At 68.0% G+C, this 20431-nt stretch carries 20 protein-coding genes; 10 read left to right on the forward strand and 10 right to left on the reverse strand.

All coding sequences use genetic code 11. From position 1 onward, the window contains the following. Positions 1 to 60: 60 nt before the first annotated feature. The 3 genes from O4G76_RS14000 to O4G76_RS14010 form a co-directional block, all read right to left on the reverse strand. The gene (locus tag O4G76_RS14000; protein WP_269397898.1) at positions 61 to 702 is read right to left on the reverse strand and encodes a protein-L-isoaspartate(D-aspartate) O-methyltransferase; all 642 of its coding nucleotides are present in this window, start codon (positions 700 to 702) and stop codon (positions 61 to 63) included. Next, positions 699 to 1499, reverse strand: a complete 801-nt coding sequence (gene surE, locus O4G76_RS14005) for a 5'/3'-nucleotidase SurE (protein WP_269397899.1) — start codon at positions 1497 to 1499, stop codon at positions 699 to 701. The genes O4G76_RS14000 and surE overlap by 4 nt, the downstream gene beginning before the upstream one ends. Before the next feature lie 136 nt (positions 1500 to 1635). Further along, the gene (locus O4G76_RS14010; protein WP_269397900.1) at positions 1636 to 2289 is read right to left on the reverse strand and encodes an SDR family oxidoreductase; all 654 of its coding nucleotides are present in this window, start codon (positions 2287 to 2289) and stop codon (positions 1636 to 1638) included. Positions 2290 to 2618: 329 nt separating this feature from the next. Here O4G76_RS14010 and O4G76_RS14015 point away from each other — a divergent pair, with 329 nt between their 5' ends. Continuing rightward, a complete protein-coding gene (locus tag O4G76_RS14015) occupies positions 2619 to 3101 on the forward strand; it encodes a VOC family protein (RefSeq protein WP_269397901.1) in 483 nt (160 codons plus the stop codon). Positions 3102 to 3234: 133 nt separating this feature from the next. Here O4G76_RS14015 and purF read toward each other — a convergent pair whose 3' ends face one another. Beyond that, positions 3235 to 4698 carry an amidophosphoribosyltransferase gene (purF, locus tag O4G76_RS14020; RefSeq protein WP_269397902.1) on the reverse strand — a complete coding sequence of 488 codons (1464 nt, stop codon included), beginning with the start codon at positions 4696 to 4698 and terminating at the stop codon, positions 3235 to 3237. A gap of 293 nt (positions 4699 to 4991) precedes the next feature. Between purF and O4G76_RS14025 the strand changes: the two genes are divergently transcribed. From O4G76_RS14025 to O4G76_RS14035, 3 genes are read left to right on the forward strand one after another with little or no spacing between them, the layout of a single operon-like run. Beyond that, on the forward strand, positions 4992 to 6428 hold the full coding sequence (locus O4G76_RS14025; RefSeq protein ID WP_269397903.1) for a cytochrome ubiquinol oxidase subunit I: 1437 nt from the start codon (positions 4992 to 4994) through the stop codon (positions 6426 to 6428). Then, a complete protein-coding gene (gene cydB / locus O4G76_RS14030; RefSeq protein WP_269397904.1) occupies positions 6428 to 7447 on the forward strand; it encodes a cytochrome d ubiquinol oxidase subunit II in 1020 nt (339 codons plus the stop codon). The genes O4G76_RS14025 and cydB overlap by 1 nt, the downstream gene beginning before the upstream one ends. After that, positions 7447 to 7542 (forward strand): DUF2474 family protein, encoded by a 96-nt coding sequence (locus O4G76_RS14035; protein ID WP_085894816.1) that lies wholly within the window; start codon positions 7447 to 7449, stop codon positions 7540 to 7542. Before cydB ends, O4G76_RS14035 begins: the two co-directional genes overlap by 1 nt. Positions 7543 to 7545: 3 nt before the next feature. Here the strand turns inward: O4G76_RS14035 and O4G76_RS14040 are convergent, their stop codons facing one another. The 6 genes from O4G76_RS14040 to O4G76_RS14065 form a co-directional block, all read right to left on the reverse strand. Next, positions 7546 to 8106: a CvpA family protein gene (locus tag O4G76_RS14040; RefSeq protein ID WP_085894817.1), complete on the reverse strand. Its 561-nt coding sequence runs from the start codon at positions 8104 to 8106 to the stop codon at positions 7546 to 7548. A gap of 8 nt (positions 8107 to 8114) precedes the next feature. Further along, on the reverse strand, positions 8115 to 9506 hold the full coding sequence (gene radA / locus O4G76_RS14045) for a DNA repair protein RadA (RefSeq protein WP_269397905.1): 1392 nt from the start codon (positions 9504 to 9506) through the stop codon (positions 8115 to 8117). A 109-nt stretch (positions 9507 to 9615) separates the two neighbouring features. Beyond that, the gene (locus tag O4G76_RS14050) at positions 9616 to 10398 is read right to left on the reverse strand and encodes a DNA repair protein (RefSeq protein WP_373568039.1); all 783 of its coding nucleotides are present in this window, start codon (positions 10396 to 10398) and stop codon (positions 9616 to 9618) included. A gap of 138 nt (positions 10399 to 10536) precedes the next feature. Beyond that, positions 10537 to 11574, reverse strand: a complete 1038-nt coding sequence (gene alr, locus O4G76_RS14055) for an alanine racemase (RefSeq protein ID WP_269397906.1) — start codon at positions 11572 to 11574, stop codon at positions 10537 to 10539. A gap of 58 nt (positions 11575 to 11632) precedes the next feature. Beyond that, entirely contained in the window at positions 11633 to 12388 is a 756-nt protein-coding gene (locus O4G76_RS14060) for a hypothetical protein (RefSeq protein WP_269397907.1), read from the reverse strand. Continuing rightward, a complete protein-coding gene (locus tag O4G76_RS14065) occupies positions 12385 to 13680 on the reverse strand; it encodes a hypothetical protein (RefSeq protein ID WP_269397908.1) in 1296 nt (431 codons plus the stop codon). The genes O4G76_RS14060 and O4G76_RS14065 overlap by 4 nt, the downstream gene beginning before the upstream one ends. A 209-nt stretch (positions 13681 to 13889) precedes the next feature. On the opposite strand from O4G76_RS14065, the gene O4G76_RS14070 reads away from it, so the two are divergent. The 6 genes from O4G76_RS14070 (at position 13890) to O4G76_RS14095 (ending at position 20419) form a co-directional block, all read left to right on the forward strand. Next, positions 13890 to 15203, forward strand: a complete 1314-nt coding sequence (locus O4G76_RS14070) for a sugar ABC transporter substrate-binding protein (protein WP_269397909.1) — start codon at positions 13890 to 13892, stop codon at positions 15201 to 15203. A 154-nt stretch (positions 15204 to 15357) separates the two neighbouring features. After that, positions 15358 to 16230 carry a carbohydrate ABC transporter permease gene (locus tag O4G76_RS14075; protein WP_269397910.1) on the forward strand — a complete coding sequence of 291 codons (873 nt, stop codon included), beginning with the start codon at positions 15358 to 15360 and terminating at the stop codon, positions 16228 to 16230. 71 nt (positions 16231 to 16301) lie between these two features. Continuing rightward, on the forward strand, positions 16302 to 17132 hold the full coding sequence (locus O4G76_RS14080; protein ID WP_269397911.1) for a carbohydrate ABC transporter permease: 831 nt from the start codon (positions 16302 to 16304) through the stop codon (positions 17130 to 17132). An 11-nt stretch (positions 17133 to 17143) separates the two neighbouring features. After that, on the forward strand, positions 17144 to 18148 hold the full coding sequence (locus tag O4G76_RS14085; RefSeq protein WP_269397912.1) for an ABC transporter ATP-binding protein: 1005 nt from the start codon (positions 17144 to 17146) through the stop codon (positions 18146 to 18148). After that, entirely contained in the window at positions 18145 to 18918 is a 774-nt protein-coding gene (locus O4G76_RS14090) for an L-iditol 2-dehydrogenase (protein ID WP_269397913.1), read from the forward strand. Before O4G76_RS14085 ends, O4G76_RS14090 begins: the two co-directional genes overlap by 4 nt. A gap of 31 nt (positions 18919 to 18949) precedes the next feature. Continuing rightward, entirely contained in the window at positions 18950 to 20419 is a 1470-nt protein-coding gene (locus O4G76_RS14095; protein ID WP_269397914.1) for a mannitol dehydrogenase family protein, read from the forward strand. Positions 20420 to 20431: the final 12 nt, after the last annotated feature.

Here is a 20431-nt window from a genome sequence, read left to right on the forward strand (position 1 = left end):
CCTTCTGCCCCCCTGTTCTCCGGGGGTTCGTATATGCGAGGCGCGCCGCCCCGCTCCGTCTCAGTCCTGTCCCAGCCCTTCGACCAGGGGCACGAAGCGCACCGCGCGCAATTCCTCGTAGTCGAAGCCCGTATCCTTGCGGGTCACCCGGATCAGGCTTTGCACCGTGTCGGACTGGCCGACGGGAAGCACCATGATACCGCCCACCCTGAGCTGCGCCAAGAGCGGGCCGGGCGGATCCTCGGCCGCGGCGGTCACGATGATTCGGTCGAACGGCGCCTGCTCGGGCAGGCCGAAGGAGCCGTCGGCGGTGATCGCGGTGATGTTGGGCAGGTCCATCGCCTCGAACACGGCGCGCGCATCGGCCACGAGGCTGCGAAACCGGTCGATGGTGTAGATGCGGCGCCCGAGCTGGCTCAGGATCGCGGCCTGATAGCCCGAGCCGCAGCCCACTTCGAGCACCTTGTCGCGTGGCTGCACGTCGAGCGCCTGCGTCATCAGACCGACCACCGAGGGCTGCGATATGGTCTGGCCGCAGGCGATCGGCAGTGGCATGTCGGCATAGGCGCGCTCGGCGAAAAGTCCCTTCACGAAGCGCGCGCGGTCGATCTTCTCCATCGCGTCGAGCACCCGCGCATCCGTCACCCCGTGCGAGCGCAGGGCGTAGAGAAAGCGCATCTTGGCGTCGGCGTCGAAGCTCATGCCACGGCATCTCCCAGCGCGGCCGTCACCGCGTCGAGCGCGTCGTGGGCGGTCAGATCCGCGCGCATCGGCACGACCGAGATATAGCCGTCGAGATTGTCCTGCGCGTCGGTGCCGGGTCCGGTCGGCACGTCCTGCCGCCCGCCGCGCACCCACAGGAACCGTCGACCCGACGGCGAGACATGCGGCTCGACGCCAAATGAGGTGTCGCGCCGGAACCCTTGCCGTCCGACCCGCAACCCGCGCACGTCGGCGCCGGGCAGGGCCGGGAAATTGACGTTGTAGAACAGCCGGTAATCGGCCTCGGAATCCCAGATGGCGTGGTCGAGCAGCCGCCTGACCGTGGCCGCGCCGTGCCGCCTTGCCGCGTTGAAGGGATCATCGAGCGAGGCGTTGGCGGGCCCGTAGAACTGCGACAGCGCGATCGCCGGCAGCCCGTGCAGCGCCGCCTCCATGGCGCCGCCGATGGTGCCCGAATACATGGCGTTCTCGGCGGCGTTGTTGCCGCGATTGACGCCCGAGAGCACGAGATCGGGGCGCCCGTCTGCCAGCACGTCATGCAGGCCGGCCATGACGCAGTCGGCGGGGCTGCCTTCGGCCGCGAAGCGGCGCGGGCCCAGCTCGGCGATCATCGTGGGGTGGGTGTAGGAGATGCAATGCGCCACGCCGGACTGCTCGAAGGCGGGTGCGACGACCCAGACCTCGCCCGAGGGACCCGCGATCTCGGCCGCGATCTCCTCGAGCACCTTCAGCCCCGGTGCGTTGATGCCGTCGTCATTGGTGATGAGAATGCGCATGCGGCCCCCTTTGGCCCCTTGTTACGGGAGCGGCAGGGGGGCGGCAAGCATTGCAAGACGGGGCGCAGGCGATCGTGCGGATCGCCTCGGGTAACGCCCGGAAAACGACGGCGACCGGCGTGCGGCCCTCAGCCTCTCAGTCTTCGAGAAGCTCGGGAAGCAGCCGCGCCGCCTCGGCCCGAATATCGGTCAGATCGCTCCGGTCCTCGCCCGGGTAGAAGCGCGCGCGGGTGGCGGTGGGCATCGGACGCGGCGCGAGGATGCGGATTTCGGGGCCGGTCTTCACGGTCTCGGCCTGCCAGGACCGCACGAGCGCCATCTGCGCCGCCTTGGTCGACCCGTAATGGCCGAAGAACTTCTCGCCGCCCTGCGGGTCGTCGAAGAAGACGGCGCGGCCGGTCTGGCCCAGAAGCGGTGCGACATAGGCGATCAGTCGCGCCGTGGCGCGCAGGTTCACCGCAATCGAGCGGTCGAGATCCTTGTCCGCGAGATGCGGCGCGGGGGCCAGCGGGCCCGCGTGGATCGCTGTGTGGATCCACATGTCGATGCCGCCCCAGCGGTCATGGATCGAGCGGCAGAGCTGCTGCATCGCCTCCGGCACGGTGATGTCCATCGGCGCCAGCGTCGCCTGACCGCCCGCGGCGCGGATCCGGTCATCGAGTTCCTCGAGCGCGCCGGTGGTCCGGCCCACGGCGAGGATGTGGCGGCCGGGCGCCAGCGCCTCGGCGATCGCGGCGCCGAGGCCACGGCTGGCGCCGGTGATCAGGATGGGCTTTGCAGTCTCGGTCATGCCGGAAGGTCTCCTTGGATCGCGTTGGGGCGGCGCGCCGGTTCGGCACGGGCGGCATCGAGCCGCAGCGCCCGGTCCACGAGACGAGAACACGATCGGGGGCGATGGGGCGCAAGGGAAGGGGAGTGCGGCTGGGTCATTCGCCCTGCATGTGAAGCATATCGCGCCGTGCGGCAAGGGCGGTGCGCATCGCATCGACGCGACCTGCCGCGTCGCCTCACGGTCCCGGTGGCTGGGCGGATCTCCGCTATCGCAAACTCGTCGTGACCTTGCGACAGTTGCACGGGGCCCGCGCCAGCCCTAGCCTGATCGGGTGGGGAGGCGCGTTGATGGCACCAGCGCAACAGCGGATCTGCCTTTGGTTCTATACACAGGGCGAGCAGGCCGCGCGGTTCTACGTCTCGCTGCTACCGAACAGCCGGATCGAAAAGGTGCTGCGCGATCCCGCGAGCGGCACCGTCAACATCGTCGAGTTCCGATTGGGCGGCATCGGCTATCTTGCCATCAACGGCGGGCCGCATCTGCGGCTTACCGAGGCGGTGCCGATCTCCGTCCTGACCCGGGATCAGGCCGAGACGGATCGGCTTTGGAACGCGCTGATCGCGGAAGGCGGCGAGGGTGGGCGCTGCGGCTGGCTGCGCGACCGTTTCGGCCTGCCCTGGCAGGTTCTGCCCGAGGCGCTGCCGCGCCTGCTGGCCCAAGCGGATCGCGACGCCGCCGGACGGGTCGCGCAGCGCCTGCTGGAGATGGGTCGGATCGAGATCGCCGAGCTCGAGGCCGCCGTCGACGATACCGGCCTGCATCAGGCTTGACGCGAGGGCCGTGGGGGGGGGGCTCCGGGGCGCCCCGCGCCGCGCGGCCCGCGGCCCCCCTGCCCCCTCCCCGCCCGCCCGCCGCGTGGCGGCGGGGGCGGCCCCCCCCCCGCCCCGCCCCGGGCCCCCGGGCCTATTCGGCCGCGGTCTTGAGCTGGAAGCCCTTGTCGACCATGTCGGCGGGCACCACCGGGTAGTCACCCGAGAAGCAGGCGTCGCAATAGCGCGGCGCCTTGGCGTCACGCCCCTCGGCCACGCCCACGGCACGGTAAAGCCCGTCGAGCGAGATGAACTTGAGGCTGTCGACATCGAGATGGCGGCGCATCTCCTCCTCGCTCATATGCGAGGCCAGCAGCTTCTCGCGCTCGGGCGTGTCGACGCCGTAGAAGCAGGGCCAGGCGGTCGGCGGGGACGCGATGCGGAAATGCACCTCGGCGGCGCCCGCGTCGAGGATCATCTCTTTGATCTTGCGCGAGGTGGTGCCGCGCACCACGGAGTCGTCGACGAGGATCACGCGCTTGCCACGGATCAGGGCGCGGTTGACGTTGAGCTTGAGGCGCACGCCCATGTTGCGGATCTGCTCGGAGGGCTCGATGAAGGTCCGGCCCATATACTGGTTGCGGATGATCCCCATGCCGTAGGGGATCCCGCTTTCATGGCTGTAGCCGATCGCCGCGGGCGTTCCCGAATCCGGCACCGGGCAGACGAGATCCGCCTCGACCGGGGCCTCGCGCGCCAGTTCGACGCCGATCTGGCGCCGGGTCTCGTAGACCGAGCGGCCGCCGAGGATGCTGTCGGGCCGCGAGAAATAGACGTGCTCGAAGATGCAGAAGCGCGAGGCGCGGTTCTTGAAGGGGAAGTTGCTTTCGACGCCCTTGGGCGTGATCACCACCATTTCGCCCGGCTCGATCTCGCGCACGAATTCGGCTCCGACGATGTCGAGCGCGCAGGTCTCCGAGGACAGCACCCAGCCATCGCCCAGCCGGCCCAGCACCAGCGGCCGCACGCCCAGCGGATCGCGGCAGCCCAGAAGCTTGGTGCGGGTCATCGCCACGATCGAGAAGGCGCCCTCGCATTTGCGCAGCGCCTCTTCCATGCGGTCGGGGATCGACCGGCCCATCGAGCGCGCCATCAGGTGGATGATGCATTCGGTGTCAGAAGAAGACTGGAAGATCGAGCCGCGTTCGATCAGCTCGCGACGCAGCGCGGCGGCGTTGGTCAGGTTGCCGTTATGCGCGACGGCGGCGCCGCCCATCGAGAATTCGCCGAAGAAGGGCTGCACGTCGCGGATCGCGGTCTGCCCCTTGTGGCCCGAGGTCGAGTAGCGGACATGGCCGATCCCGAGCGTGCCGGGCAGGGTTTCAAGCACCTCGCGGGAGGTGAAGTTGTCGCGCACATAGCCCATCCGGCGGGCCGAGCAGAACCCCGCTTCGGGGTCGTGGGTGACCATGCCTGCGGCTTCCTGTCCGCGATGCTGCAGCGCGTGCAGGCCCAGCGCGAGAAAGTTCGCGGCGTCCGAGACGCCGATGACGCCGAATACGCCGCATTCCTCCTTGAGCTTGTCGTCGTCGAAGGGGTGGGCGGGAAAATCGCGCATCTGGCTGGCTCCGAATACGGTGCGTTGCGAGGACCGTTTACGGCCTTCGCGTCCGAGTGTCACGAAAGGATCATATCATCCTTTCCGTCGGGTCGCCCAATGCCCTGTCGCGCGCCGTTACGCAAGGCGAAGGCTGCGCTTCGAGGTCACGTTGTCGCGCCCGCCAGCGATCATGGCCCGCCGCGCGCGCACCCGGCGAGGCACGATGTCGACTTCGCCCCTTGGAGGCAGGATGTCGCGTTGCCTCGGCGCACCCTGTCCCTAAGTCAGGGGAAGGCAGAAGGATTTCGCCCATGGACACCTTTCTCGGCTTCGACGCGGTCACGCTGGCGCGGATGCAGTTCGGCTTCACCGTGGCCTTCCACTTCATCTTCCCGGCGGTCTCGATCGGGCTGGCGAGCTTTCTCGCGGTGCTCAACGCGCTGTATCTGTGGACCAGGAACGAGGCCTATCTCCGGCTGTTCAAGTACTGGCTGAAGATCTTCGCGATCACCTTCGCCATGGGGGTCGTCTCGGGCATCACCATGTCCTACCAGTTCGGCACCAACTGGTCGGTGTTTTCCGACATCGCGGGACCGGTGATCGGGCCGCTGATGGCCTACGAGGTGCTGACCGCCTTCTTTCTGGAGGCGGGCTTCCTCGGGATCATGATCTTCGGACGCGACAAGGTCGGGCCGGGGCTGCACATGTTCGCCTGCCTGATGGTGGCGGTCGGCACCGCGATCTCGGCGACATGGATCCTCTCGGTGAACTCGTGGATGCAGACGCCGCAGGGTTTCTCGATCGGCGAGAACGGGCAGTACCTGCCCGAGGACTGGTGGGCGATCATCTTCAACCCGTCCTTCCCCTACCGGCTCGCGCACACGCTCACGGCGGCCTATCTGACCACCGCCTTCATCGTCGGCGGCGTCGGGGCATGGCATCTGCTGCGCGGGCAGCGCGAGAACCCCGGCGTGCGCACCATGTTCTCCATGGCGATGTGGATGGCGGCCATCGTCGCGCCGCTGCAGATCTTCCTCGGCGACATGCACGGCATCAACACGCTGGAGCACCAGCCGGCCAAGGTGATGGCGATGGAGGGGCATTTCGAAAGCCACGAACATGGCGCCCCGCTCTACCTGTTCGGCATTCCCGATCAGGAGGCGCAGGAGCTGAAATACGCCATCGGCATCCCGAAGCTGTCCTCGCTGATTCTCGAGCACGACCTGAACGCGCCGCTGGCCGGTCTCGACACGATCCCGCGCGATGAACAGCCCCCCGTCGCCATCGTGTTCTGGAGCTTTCGGGTCATGGTGGGTCTGGGTTTCGCGATGCTGGCGGTGGGGCTGTTCTCGCTCTGGGCGCGGTACCGCGGGCGGCTCTACGAGGCCAAGTGGCTGCATCGCGCGGCGCTGGTGATGGGGCCCTCGGGGCTCGTCGCGGTCATCGCCGGATGGATCACCACCGAGGTCGGTCGCCAGCCCTACGTGGTCTATGGCGTGCTTAGGACGTCCGAGGCGCATTCGCCGCTGGGCGCCAGCGCGGTCGGCACCTCGCTCATCGCCTTCGTGGTGATCTACTTCGTGATCTTCGGCGCGGGCGTGGCCTATATCCTCAAGCTCATGCATCACGCCCCGGCGCTGGGCGAGCGCGGCGTGCGGGTGGAGCCCGGGCCGATCCGCACCTCGGGCATCAACCCCGATCGGCAGATGCGCGAAAGCGGCCATGACATCGCACCGGAGACCAGCTGATGTTCTATTCCATCGATCTCACCGTCGCATGGGCCCTGCTGCTGGCCTTTTCGGTCTTCGTCTATGTCGTGCTGGACGGTTTCGACCTGGGGATCGGCATCCTCTACCCGTTCTTCCGGGAGAAGTCGGACCGGGACATCATGATGAACTCGGTCGCGCCGGTCTGGGACGGCAACGAGACATGGCTGGTGCTGGGGGGCGGCGGTCTCTTCGCCGCCTTTCCGCTGGCCTATGCGGTCATCATGCCCGCCGTGTATCCGGCGATCATCGCGATGCTGCTGGCGCTGATCTTTCGCGGCGTGGCATTCGAATACCGTTGGCGCGCCAGTTCGCGCCTGTCCAAGCGGGCCTGGGACGCGGCCTTCATCGGCGGCTCGGTCACGGCGGCGCTGGCGCAGGGGATCATCCTCGGCGCCTTCTTGCAGGGGATCGAGGTCGAGGGGCGCGCCTATGCGGGCGGCTGGTGGGACTGGCTCACGCCGTTCTCGATCCTGTGCGGCGTGTCGGTGGTCGCGGGCTACGCCTTCCTCGGCGCCTGCTGGCTCAACATGAAGCTCGAAGGCGAGATCCAGCACCGGGTTCGGGTCATGGCCCGGGCCTTCTTCGTGGCGACGATCATCGGCATCGTCGCGGTGAGCCTCGCCACGCCGTTCCTCGGGGCGGGCTATGCCGCGCGCTGGTTCGGCTGGCCGCAGATCGCGCTGACCGCGCCGGTACCGATCCTGATCGGCGGCATCGCGCTGCTGCTGCTGCGTTCGCTGTTCCACCCGACGCGCGACCGGCTGCCCTTCATCCTCGGGCTGGTGCTCTTCGCCCTGTGTTTCCTGGGACTCGGGATCTCGATCTGGCCGCTGGCCATCCCGCAGGAGATCACGATCTGGGAGGCGGCCGCGCCGGCCAAGAGCCAGCTTTTCATGTTCGTGGGCGCGATCGTGCTGGTGCCGATCATCCTCGCCTATACCGGCTACGCCTACTGGGTGTTCCGCGGCAAGCTCGACCCCGAGAAGGGATATCACTGATGCTGAGGCGGGTGGTCTGGTTCGTGGCGCTCTGGGCCGCAGGGGTCGCGGCGGTCGGCGCGGTGGCCTATGCCATCCGCGCCGTTCTGTTATGAGGCTCAGGCCGGGGCGGCGCAGAGGCCGACGAGCTGCTCGTATTGCAGCGTCACCCAGGCCAGCGCCGCCTGCGGTTCCTCGGTCGAGAAGCCCTCGGTGATCTGGCTGAACACCGCCGCCGCGCGGCTGTTCTCGACCATCGGGATCTGCTGCGCCGAGAGGATCACCTCGTAGACGAAGAAGCCCACCGCCACGAGCAGGATGCCGCGTGCCACGCCGAACAGGAAGCCCAGGCCCTGGTCGATGCCGCCCAGCGCCGAGCGCTGTACCGCGCCGGAGAAGACCGGCGTGAAGATCGAGAACAGCACGAGGGCGATGGCGAAGACCACCGCGAAGGCGGCGATGATGGACAGCTCGCAGCTGTCGCCGATGAAGTCGCCCACCACCGGGATCTGCCGCACCAGCGGCCGAACCTGATCGGCGAAGATGAAGGCGAGGATCGTTGCGCCGATCCAGCCCGCGATGGCCAGTGCCTCGCGCACCAATCCGCGTGAATAGGCAAGAAGCGCCGACACCACGACGATGAGCGCGACGATGCCGTCGATGATCGTGAAACTTTCCATGAGAACCCTTATTCCCGTTCGCCGGGCGCCAGTCCGAACACCGTGTCGACGAAGCCCGGCAGGTCGCGCATCTCGCGCAGGTCGAGCCCGGCTGCCATTTCCGCCCCGGCGCGACGCTTCGGGCGCTGCGGCAGGATGGCCTGCGTGAAACCAAGTTTCGCGGCTTCTTTCAACCTGTTTTCCATCTGCGCCACCGGTCGCACCGCGCCGGAGAGAGAAATCTCGCCGAAGATCGCGCAATCCACCGGCAGCGCACTGTCCTCGCGGGCGCTGATCAGCGCGGCCGCCACGGCGAGATCGGCGGCGGGCTCGCCGATGCGCAGCCCGCCCGCGACGTTGAGATAGACGTCGAGCCCGGCGAAGGAGACGCCGCAGCGGCTCTCGAGTACCGCGAGGATCATCGCCAGCCGCCCGCCATCCCAGCCGACCACCGAGCGCCGGGTCTGGCCGGGTTGGGCGGGGGCGACCAGCGCCTGGATCTCGCACAGGATCGGCCGCGTGCCCTCGATGCCCGCGAAGACCACCGAGCCCGGCGTCGCGGTGTCGCGCTCGGAGAGGAACAGCGCCGAGGGATTCTTGACCTCGGCCAGCCCCTTGCCGGTCATCTCGAACACGCCGATCTCGTCGGCCGGGCCGAAGCGGTTCTTGTGGGCGCGCAGGATGCGGAACTGGTGGCCACGCTCGCCCTCGAAATAAAGCACGCAATCGACCATGTGCTCGACCACGCGGGGGCCGGCGAGCGTGCCCTCCTTGGTGACGTGGCCGACCATGATCACCGCGATGCCGCGGGTCTTGGCGAATGTCGTCAGCTCATGCGCGGCGGTGCGCACCTGGCTGACCGATCCCGGCGCGGCCTCGACCTTGTCCGACCACATGGTCTGGATCGAGTCGATGATCACGAGGTCGGGTCGCTCGGCATCCAGCGTGGTCAGGATATCGCGCAGGTTGGTCTCGGCGGCGAGCGTCACCGGGCTCTCGGTCAGGCCGAGGCGCTGGGCGCGCATCTGCACCTGCGCCGCCGATTCCTCACCGGTGACGTAGATCACCTTGAGCCCGCCCCGGGCGAAGCGCGCTGCCGCCTGCAACAGCAGGGTCGATTTGCCGATGCCCGGATCGCCGCCGACCAGCAGCGCCGAAGCCGCGACGAGGCCGCCGCCAAGCACCCGGTCAAGCTCGGCCACGCCGGAGATGGTGCGCGGCGGCGCCTCTGGCGTGGAGGCGAGATCGGTGAGCGTGATCTTGCGGCCGCGCTGCGCCCCCAGCGCCTTGGCGCCGGGACCCGAGGTCAGCGGCGCCTCTTCCTGAATGGTGTTCCATGCGCCGCAGGCGTCGCAGCGCCCCGACCATTTCGAATGGGTCGCGCCACATTCGGTGCAGACGAAATTGAGATCCTTGGCCATGCCGCTCTTTTCGCCGATCCCGGTCATACGAGCAATGGCCCGGCGCGATGCGCCGGGCCATTGGTGTTCACCTTACGTTGACGGCGTGCGCCGCTACCGGCGCCATGGGTTATTCGGCGGCGGGCTTCATGTTCACGACCTTGGGCAGGTCGTCCGAGGGCCGATCGTCCTCGGCATCTCGCTTGGTCGCGTCGTAGCCCAGCTCGGGAAGGATGGTGCGGAGCTGATCGTCGAGCTGTGCCAGCTGGCTCGCCACCACGCTTTCCTCGAGCTCGACCTGATCGGACCAGCGCTTCAGCTCGCGGCAGATGTGCAGCGCCTCGACGATGCGTTCCTGCTGGCGCTCGGCATCCTCCTGGCGCTGGGTGAGGAACTTGCGGGCGCGGGCCACCTTCTCGTCGGAATAGATATCCGCCAGATTGCGCGCCTGTTCGCCCATCTGCGCGGCGACCTCCATCACGTCATGCTCGAGATGGCCCAGATCGGGGTGGTCGCGCAGGAAGGCGAGGCGCTCGCGCACCGCGTCGAATTCGGAGGACATGGTGAAGACACCGGCGCGGTCGGCGGTATGGGCCACATGGTAGGCCCGCGCCACGTCATCCATCGAGATGCGGAAATCGCGGTGGCTCTTTTCGAGGGACAGGACACGTCCCGAAGAGGGCAGGAAGAAGACCAGCGTGACCAGCAGGCCGGTCAGGAAGATCTGCAGCGCCATGCCGGCCCAGGGCAGGGCGGTCTCGCCGAAGCTGGCGCTCAGCTGTAGCCATGGCAGGTATCCCAGCGTGGCGGCGATGGTGGCGGCAAGGGCTGCGGCGGCTGCAAGCGCCAGCACGGTCATCGCGATCATCTGCAAGGCGCGGGTGGCGAGGGCGGCGGGGCTGGACTTGGTCACGAGCGGTCTCCGGCACGGATGTGTCAGTTTCCACTCTAACCTCGGCGGCTCTTTGCCGGTTCCTCAAAGCGTCGCATCACCAAAAATTGTGACGGTATTGTCGCTAAACCGTAATCGATGCGGGTCGTACGCTCCTCATCACCCCGGAATTTCGAGCCTAGCGTAGCGCGAGCCGAGCGAGGTGAGGATTTCGTAGCCGATCGTGCCTGCGGCCTCGGCCAGCGAATCGACGCCCTGATGCGGGCCGATCAGGGTCAGATATTCGGGGTCCTCGCCCAGATCGGTGACATCCACGGTGATCAGGTCCATCGAGACACGCCCGACGAGCGGGCAGGGCGTGTCGCCGTGCCAGAAGGTGGCGCGCCCCGACATCGCCCGGATCAGCCCGTCGGCATAGCCGCCGGAGATCGTGGCGATGCGGCTGGGGCGATCGGCCTGCCAGGAATTGCCGTAGCCCACCACTTCGCCCACGACGAGATCGCGGCATTGCACCACCGGCAGGTCGAGCCGGACCACCGGCTGGGCCGCATCGAAGGGCAGCCCGCCGTACAGGCCGATGCCGGGGCGGGTCATGTCGAAATGATAATCGCGGCCAAGCAGGATGCCGCCGGTGGCCGAGAGGGAGCGCGGCACGCCGAGCCCGTCGGTCATCTGCCGGAAGATGTCGAGCTGGTAGGGGTTCATCTCGTGGTCGGGCTCGTCGGCGCAGGCGAGATGGCTCATCAGCCAGACCGGCGCGTGATCGAGCGCGATCCCGGCCGCCTCGGACCAGTCGGACCATTCGAAGCCGAGCCGGTTCATCCCGGTGTCGAGCTGGATGCCGAAGGCATGGCCCGGCAGCGCCTCGAGATGGCGCGCGAGCTGATCGATCGAATTGAGCATCGGGATCAGCGCGGCCCCGGCAAGGCGGCGCGTATCCCCCTCCATGTGCCCCGAGAAGACGTAGATCTCGGGCGCCGGGCCCAGCGCCTTGCGCAGCGCCGCACCCTCTTCGGCCACCGCCACGAAGAAGCGCCGCGCGCCTTCATGGGCGAGCCTGCGGGCCACGCGCCCGGCCCCGAGGCCGTAGCCGTCGGCCTTGACGACCGCCCCCGTCTCGCAGGCGGTCATGGCGTCAAGCGCGCGCCAGTTGGCGGCGAGCGCGTCGAGATCGATGGTAAGGGCGCCGGTGCTCATGGCCCGCCTTGTGACAGGCGCAGGCGCGGCGTCAAGAGGGAGGGGCCGGGGGCGGCATTCAACCGGCGGGATCGGGCGCGGCGTGGCTCAGCCGGTACCGCTCCAGTTCCTCGGGCAGCAGCATGTAGATCTCGTCGGGGGGCGTGGCGAGCGCGTGGCGCATCAGTGCCGGATCGACACCCATCTCGATCAGGTAGCCCATCACCTCGCCCTGTCCGCGCTGGATGTCCTCGACCGCGAAGATCGCGGGCAGGGCGGTGTTCTGGTCGAAATAGTGCTGATGCACGCCGACCCAGGCGCCCTCGGCCACGTGGCGCTCGATCCCGCCCGCCAGCATGTAGGGGCAGGCCGAGAGACAGATCGCCTCGGCGCTCATCCTCGTATCGATCGCGGCCTCGCGCAGCAGCCGCCCGATTTCCAGCGCATCGATGACCGAGCCGCCGGGGCTGTCGAGCCAGGCGGTGCCCGGCGTCGTCTCGGCGAGATCGAGCGCGGCGGTGAAACGGGCGGCATCGCCGGGCGCGATGCGCCCCCGAAGGAACAGCGCCTCGTCGCGCAGGTCGATCGCGAGCCGGTCGGGCATGTTGCCGGTATCCGGCATCGGCGTGCCGTCGGGGCGCTCGCGCGCAGGCAGGCGGTCGGGGCGGAAGCGGCGGGTCTGGTCGCCGGGGCGCACCGGTTCGGTGATTTGCGGCGCGCTGGAGGGCCAGGCGATCCGCGGCAGGGCCCGCGCGAGATCGCCGCCGAACAGCAGCGCGCCGATGGCGATCTCGGCCATCAGCACGGCCACGAGCCAACGGCGCGGCGTGCTCATTCGGCGGGCCGGGCGATGTCGACCGGGGTCGGCGCGGCAGGCGCGTTTGGCTCCTGGGGCGCCTCGGCCGGGGTGGCGGCCTCGATCTCTCGCAGCGCGATCAGCGCGCCGCGCAGCTCGGCCAGCGTCATCTGGTCCTCGACCGCGACGCCGTCGCGCCCGGTTCGGATCGCCGCCTGCGCCACCGAGACGATGAGCACCAGCACCGCCGGCAGCAGGTCGATGGCGATCGCGCCGGCCCAGGAGGGCACGAAGTTGCGGGCATAGAGGATCACGGCGTCGGCGGCCGATATCGGGGTGTAGGTGGTGTCGGCGGGCGGCGGCATCGCGATCACCGCCTCGGCGGCCTGTCGCAGCGTCTCGGCGCGCTGGCCCAGCACGGTGAGCACCGACTCGATGGTCGCCTGCTGGCCCGAGCGGGCCGCGTCGTTGCCGCCATCGAGCTGCGGCAGCACCACCGAGGCGGAGAGATCGCTCGCCGCGCGCACCACCAGCGGCGCGACCGAGAGCTGGCGCAGCGTGGTGATCACGCCGGCAAGCCGCACCGCCTCTTCCGAGAACTCGACCGAACGTGCCTCGACCGGGCCGGGCGCGACGGTGAGCGCGCGCATCCGGCTCAGGATCGCGTTGCCCTCGGCAAAGGCCGCGTCGAGAAGCGGCTGCTGGCTGGCGATCTGCGCCTCGAGCGCCGAAAGCTCGTCCGATTTCTGGCGCAGCAGCCGGAACACCGCGCCGCGCCCGACCAGGCCCGACAGCCCGCCGGACGCCTCCTGTTCGCCCAGATCCTCGAAGCTCGTGCGCACCCGGGACACGTCACGTCCAAGCCCCTGGGCCGAGACCGCGATCGTGTTCGCCCGCTCGAGCGCACCCTGGTAGTCCTGCACCGTCGTCGCAAGGTGCTGTTCCACCGCGGCGGCGCCGGCCAGTGCCGCGGCGTTGAGCCATGACGACATGGCGACGATCGCCAGCGAGCCCAGCCCCATCGAGGCGAGAAGGCCGATCCGCGAGGAGGCGGAGCGGACGGCGGGCAAGAGCCGCAGCATGTAGGACCAGAAGACGAAGATGCCGACCGAGACGGCGATCGAATAGGCCATCGCCGCGAAGACCGAGAGCGCCCCGGTATCGTCGAGCAGCGACGACACGCCGAGATAGGTGTAGATGCCGCTCGCCACGGCGAGCACGCCGAGCGCGGTGCCGGTGAAGCTGTCGAGCCAGGCGAGATGGCCCTCGATTTCGCGCGACTGGCGCAGCCCGCGTGCCTCCGCCCGGCTCGTCGTTCCGCTCTCGTTCATCCGTCATGCCCCTCGCTGCAGCCGGGAAAGCCTAACGGCGACCTCGTGGCTTGCGAAGCCGGGCCGGATCACGTTCCGGCCATTAACCCCGCGTTAACCATGCGTCCAGCGCAATGCCGTCATGCGCCGCCCTTGACTCGACTCGGCAAATGAGTGAGTAATTGCCCATCGGCTAGGCAAATGCCCTGGCAGTGAATGGGAGGAGAGACATGACCAAGACCACCCGCGCCCTCATGGGGGCCACCGCGCTTTGCGGCATGGCCGCCGTCGCGCAGGCCGAGACGCTCACCATCGCCACCGTCAACAACGGCGACATGATCCGCATGCAGGAGCTGTCCTCGGCCTTCACCGAGCAGAACCCCGACATCGAGCTCGACTGGGTGACCCTCGAGGAGAACGTGCTGCGCCAGCGCGTCACCACCGACATCGCCACCAAGGGTGGCCAGTACGACGTGATGACCATCGGCACCTACGAGGTTCCGATCTGGGCCGCGCAGGGCTGGCTCGTGCCGCTCGATGATCTGCCCGAGGAGTATGACGTCGACGACTTGCTGCCCTCGATCCGTGCCGGCCTTTCGGTCGATGACACGCTCTACGCGGTGCCGTTCTACGGCGAGAGCTCGATGGTGATGTATCGTACCGACCTGGCCGAAGCGGCGGGGATCGAGTTTCCCGAGGCGCCGACCTGGGACTTCATCAAGGAAGCCGCCGCGGCGATGACCGACAAGGAGAACGAGGTCTACGGCATCTGCATGCGCGGCAAGGCCGGCTGGGGCGAGAACACCGCCTTCATCACCTCCATGGCCAACAGCTACGGCGCGCGCTGGTTCGACGAGAACTGGATGCCGCAATTCGACAGCGAGGCCTGGCAGACCGCTTTCAGCGATTACCTGATGCTGCAGAACGAGTACGGCGCGCCGGGCTCGGCCAATAACGGCTTCAACGAGAACCTCGCGCTGTTCCAGCAGGGCAAGTGCGGCATGTGGATCGACGCCACCGTCGCCGCCTCCTTCGTGACCAACCCCGACGACTCGACCGTGGCCGACAAGGTCGGCTTTGCCCTGGCGCCCGACAACGGGCTGGGCAAGCGCGGCAACTGGCTCTGGGCCTGGAGCCTCGGAATCCCGGCCGGCACCGATGCCGAGGATGCCGCCAAGACCTTCGTGGCCTGGGCGACCTCTAAGGAATACGCCGAGCTGGTCGCAGAGAACGAGGGCTGGGCCAACGTGCCGCCGGGCACCCGCACCTCGCTCTACGAGAACCCCGCCTATCTCGAGGCGGCGTCCTTCGCAGAAATGACGCTTGAGAGCATCAATGCGGCCGATCCGCAGAATCCGACTGTCGATCCCGTGCCCTATACCGGCATCCAGTTCGTCGCGATCCCTGAGTTCCAGGGGATCGGCACCGCGGTCGGCCAGCAGTTCGCCGCGGCGCTCGCCGGACAGAAATCGGCCGAGGAGGCGCTCCAGGCCGCGCAGGACCTGACCATGCAGGAGATGCAGGCGGCGGGCTACATCCAGTAAGCCGCGCCTGACAGGCGGGGCCGGACCCTCCCGGCCGGCCCCGCCCCTTTGGATCGACCCCATCGCTGCGGGCCTTCGCCTGCCGCCTCCGCCAATCGCCCTTCGCGCGGCTGGCCGGACCACGCGATGCCCGTTCTGACAACCGGAGAGACCGATGGCTACCCAACATTCCCGATCCGCCGCCCGGATCATGATCTCGCCAGCGGTCGTCCTGCTGCTCGCCTGGATGATCGTGCCGCTGGTGCTGACGGTGTATTTCTCGCTGTTGCGCTACAACCTGCTGATGCCCGGCACCGAACGCTTCGTGGGCTTTCTCAATTACAAGCTGTTCTACCAGAACCCGGCCTTCTGGACCGCGATGCTGAACACGCTGCTGCTGGTCGGGGGCGTGCTGATCGTCACGGTGGTGGGCGGCGTGCTGCTCGCGATCCTGCTGGATCAGCCGATGTGGGGGCAGGGGATCGTGCGCATCCTCGTCATCGCGCCGTTCTTCGTGATGCCGACCGTCTCGGCGCTGGTCTGGAAGAACATGTTCATGAACCCGGTCTCGGGGCTTTTCGCGGAGTTCTCAAAAGCGGTCGGGTTGCAACCCTTCGACTTCCTGACCCACGCGCCCTTGGCCTCGATCATCGGCATCGTGTCGTGGCAGTGGCTGCCCTTCGCGACGCTGATCCTGCTCACCGCGATCCAGTCGCTCGATAGCGAGCAGATGGAAGCGGCCGAGATGGACGGGGCCTCGCCGCTGTCGCGGTTCTGGTACATCACCCTGCCGCACCTGTCGCGCGCCATCACCGTGGTGATCCTGATCCAGACGATCTTCCTGCTGTCGGTCTTCGCCGAGATCCTGGTGACCACCAATGGCGGTCCGGGCAACGCCTCGACCAACCTGACCTACCTCGTCTACGCCCGTTCGCTCCTGAACTTCGACGTGGGCGGCGGCTCGGCCGGCGGTGTGGTCGCGATCATCCTCGCCAACATCGTCGCGATCTTCCTGATGCGGATGATCGGAAAGAACCTCGATGCCTGAGCAGATCACCTTCGCCGCGCGGGGCCTGACCCCGCGCCCGCCCCGCACGCCGAACAGAGGGAGCGCCTGACATGGCCCGCGCCGTCTCCACCCGCCGCAAGGTCGGCTACACCATCGCCGCATGGATCATCGGTCTCGCGATCTTCTTCCCGATCCTCTGGACCATCCTGACCAGCTTCAAGACCGAGGCCGAGGCGATCTCCTCGCCGCCCTCGTTCCTGTTCTTCCAGTGGACCACCGAGAACTACTCCACCGTCATGGAGCGTTCGAACTACTTCCGTCACTTCTGGAACTCGGTGGTGATCTCGCTGGGCTCGACCGTGCTGGGCCTGATCATCGCGATTCCCGCCGCCTGGTCGATGGCCTTCGTCCCGGCCAAGCACACCAAGAACGTGCTGATGTGGATGCTCTCCACCAAGATGCTGCCGCCGGTCGGCGTGCTGATCCCGATCTACCTGATCTTCCGCGACGTCGGCCTGCTCGACACCAAGACCGGCCTGGTGATCGTGCTGACGCTGATCAACCTGCCGATCATCGTCTGGATGCTCTACACCTACTTCAAGGAGATCCCGGGCGAGATCCTCGAGGCCTCGCGGATGGACGGCGCCTCCCTGCGCGACGAGATCATCCATGTTCTGACGCCGATGGCCGTGCCGGGCATCGCCTCGACGCTGCTCCTCAACGTCATCCTCGCCTGGAACGAGGCGTTCTGGACGCTCAACCTCACGGCCGCCAAGGCCGCCCCGCTCACCGCCTTCATCGCCAGCTACTCCAGCCCCGAAGGCCTGTTCTACGCCAAGCTCTCGGCCGCCTCGACCATGGCCATCGCGCCGATCCTCATCCTCGGCTGGTTCAGCCAGAAGCAGCTCGTCCGCGGGCTCACCTTCGGCGCAGTGAAATAAGGAATATACCCATGGGACGCATCACGCTCGACAAGGTGACCAAGAAATTCGGCGACGTGGAGGTCATTCCGCCGCTCGACCTGACCATCGAAGACGGTGAGTTCGTCGTCTTCGTCGGCCCCTCGGGCTGCGGCAAGTCCACGCTGCTGCGGCTGATCGCCGGGCTCGAGGACGTCACCGACGGCGAGATCCGCATCGACGGCCAACCCGCCACCGACCTGCCGCCCGCCAAGCGCGGCCTGGCCATGGTGTTCCAGAGCTACGCGCTCTACCCGCACATGTCGGTGCGCAAGAACATCGCCTTCCCGATGAAGATGGCGGGCATGCCCGAGGACGAGCAGAAGCGGCGCATCGACAACGCGGCGCGCGCGCTCAACCTCACCGACTATCTCGACCGGCGCCCCGGCCAGCTCTCGGGCGGCCAGCGTCAGCGGGTCGCGATCGGCCGCGCCATCGTCCGCGAACCGGCGGCCTTCCTGTTCGACGAGCCGCTGTCGAACCTCGACGCGGCGCTGCGCGTCGGCATGCGGCTGGAGATCTCGGAACTGCACAAGCGGCTCGACACCACGATGATCTACGTCACCCACGACCAGGTCGAGGCGATGACCATGGCTGACAAGATCGTGGTGCTGCGCGCCGGCAACATCGAGCAGGTGGGCAGCCCGCTCGAGCTCTACCGCAACCCGCGCAACACCTTCGTGGCGGGCTTCATCGGTTCGCCCAAGATGAACCTGATCGAGGGCGCCGAGGCCAGGAAGCACGGCGCTGAGACGATCGGCGTGCGGCCCGAGCATATCGACGTCTCGGCCAGCGAGGGCACCTGGAAGGGCCGTATCGGCGTCGCCGAGCATCTGGGCTCGGACACCTTCTTCCACGTGCACGACACCGGCTTGGCCGAGACGCTCACGATCCGCGCCAGCGGCGAGGTCGGGCTGCGCCACGGCGACACCGTGTTCCTGACCCCGCAGGCCGACAAGATCCACCGCTTCGACGCGCAGGGGCTGCGCATCGCATGAGCCGATTGGCGGGAAAATCCGCGCTGATCACCGGTGCCGCACGCGGCATCGGTCGCGCCTTCGCCGAGCGCTACGTGCGCGAAGGCGCGACGGTGGCGATCGCCGACATCAATCTCGACGCGGCGCAGGCCGCGGCGGCCGAGATCGGCGCGGGCGCCTACGCGGTGCAGATCGACGTGACCCGCCAGAACAGCATCGACGCCGCCATCGCCACGGTGGTGGAGCGCGCGGGCAAGATCGACATCCTCGTCAACAACGCCGCGCTGTTCGACGCGGCCGAGACCGTCGACATCACCCGCGAAAGCTTCGACCGGCTCTATGCCGTCAACGTTGCGGGGACGCTGTTCACCATGCAGGCCGCCGCGCGGCAGATGATCGCCCAAGGCCATGGCGGCAAGATCATCAACATGGCGAGCCAGGCCGGACGTCGCGGCGAGCCGCTGGTGCTGGTTTACTGCTCGACCAAGGCGGCGGTCATCTCGATGACCCAGTCGGCCGGGCTGAACCTCATCAAGCACGGCATCAACGTCAACGCCATCGCCCCGGGCGTCGTCGACGGCGCGCATTGGGAGCATGTCGACAGCATGTTCGCCAAGCTCGAAGGCAAGCAGCCCGGCCAGAAGAAGGCCGAGGTCGCCGCCGGCGTGCCCGCCGGCCGCTTCGCCACGCCCGAGGACCTGACCGGCATGGCCGTGTTCCTGGCCTCGGACGAGGCCGATTACATCGTGTCGCAGACGTACAACGTCGATGGCGGCCAATGGATGAGCTGACGGCTCGTTACAATTCTACAGGAGGCTGATGATGGCCATTGATCTCAACGCCGCGGCTCTCGACCGCCTTCCCGAAGGCGTCGCCGGACCCGATTACGACCGCGCGAAGCTCTCCGCCGGCATCGTCCATATCGGCGTCGGCAATTTTCATCGCGCGCATATGGCGGTCTATCTCGACCGGCTGTTCGGCACCGGTGCCGATCACGACTGGGCCATCAGCGGCGCCGGCGTGCGGCCCGGCGACGCGAAGATGCGCGAGGCGCTGGAGAAGCAGGACTTCCTCACCACGGTGGTCGAGCTCGACCCGGCCGGGCTTTCGGCCCGCGTCACCGGCGCGATGATCGAGTTCACCGAGATCGACGCGCAGAAGCTCGTGGCCCGGATGTCGGACCCCGCGATCCGCATCGTCTCGCTCACGGTGACCGAAGGTGGCTGGTTCGTCGATGCGCGCACCGGCGGCCTCGACACCTCGAACCCGGACATCCGCCACGACGCCGAGCAGCCGGACCAGCCCAGAACCGCCTTCGGGATGATCCTCACCGCGCTGCGTCGCCGCCGCGATGCGGGAGAGGCGCCCTTCACCGTGATGTCCTGCGACAACCTGCCCGAAAACGGGCATGTCGCCAAGCAGACGGTGGTGGGGCTGGCCAAGCTTGCCGACCCTGCCTTTGCCGACTGGGTGGCGGAGAACGTCGCATTCCCCAACACCATGGTGGACTGCATCACGCCCGCCACCTCGGATCGCGAGCGGGCCCTGGTGAAGGATCGTTTCGGCATCACCGACGCCGCCCCCGTGGTGTGCGAGCCGTTCCGGCAATGGGTGCTCGAGGACAACTTCCCCCAGGGCCGTCCGGCGTTGGAGACGGTGGGGGCGGAGTTCGTCGCCGACGTCGCGCCCTACGAGCTGATGAAGCTGCGCATCCTCAATGGCGGCCACGCGGCCATCGCCTATCCCTCGGCGCTTCTGGGGCATCACTTCGTCCATGACGCCATGGCCGATCCCCGCATCCGCGCCTGGCTCGAGGCGCTGGAAACGCGCGAGATCATCCCGACGCTGGAGCCGATCGAGGGCGTCGACTTCGAAGCCTATCGCCGCAAGGTCGAGGAGCGCTTTTCCAACCCCGAGATCGGCGACACGATCCCGCGGCTGTGTTTCGACGGATGGAACCGCCAGCCCAAATTCGTGCTGCCGGTGATCCGCGACGCGCTCGCGGCGGGTCGTGACGTCGAGGGGCTCGCGCTCGAGGTGGCCCTGTGGTGCCGCTATTGCGCCGGCACCGATGATGCGGGCGAGGCGATCGCGCCGAATGACGACAATGCCGAAGAGCTGAAGACCCGCGCGCTCGCCGCCAAGGACGATCCTTCGGCCTTCCTCTCGAACGAGACCGTGTTCGGCGATCTGGGGCGGCAGCCTGCCTTTGCCGACGCCTTCGCGCGCCAGCTGGCCTCCCTGTGGAACGACGGCGTCGCCGCCACGCTCGAGCGCTACGCGCGGGGCTGAGGCGCCCCGAGG

The sequence above is a fragment of the Limimaricola sp. G21655-S1 genome (assembly GCF_027213785.1).
Classification (GTDB): Bacteria; Pseudomonadota; Alphaproteobacteria; order Rhodobacterales; family Rhodobacteraceae; genus Limimaricola.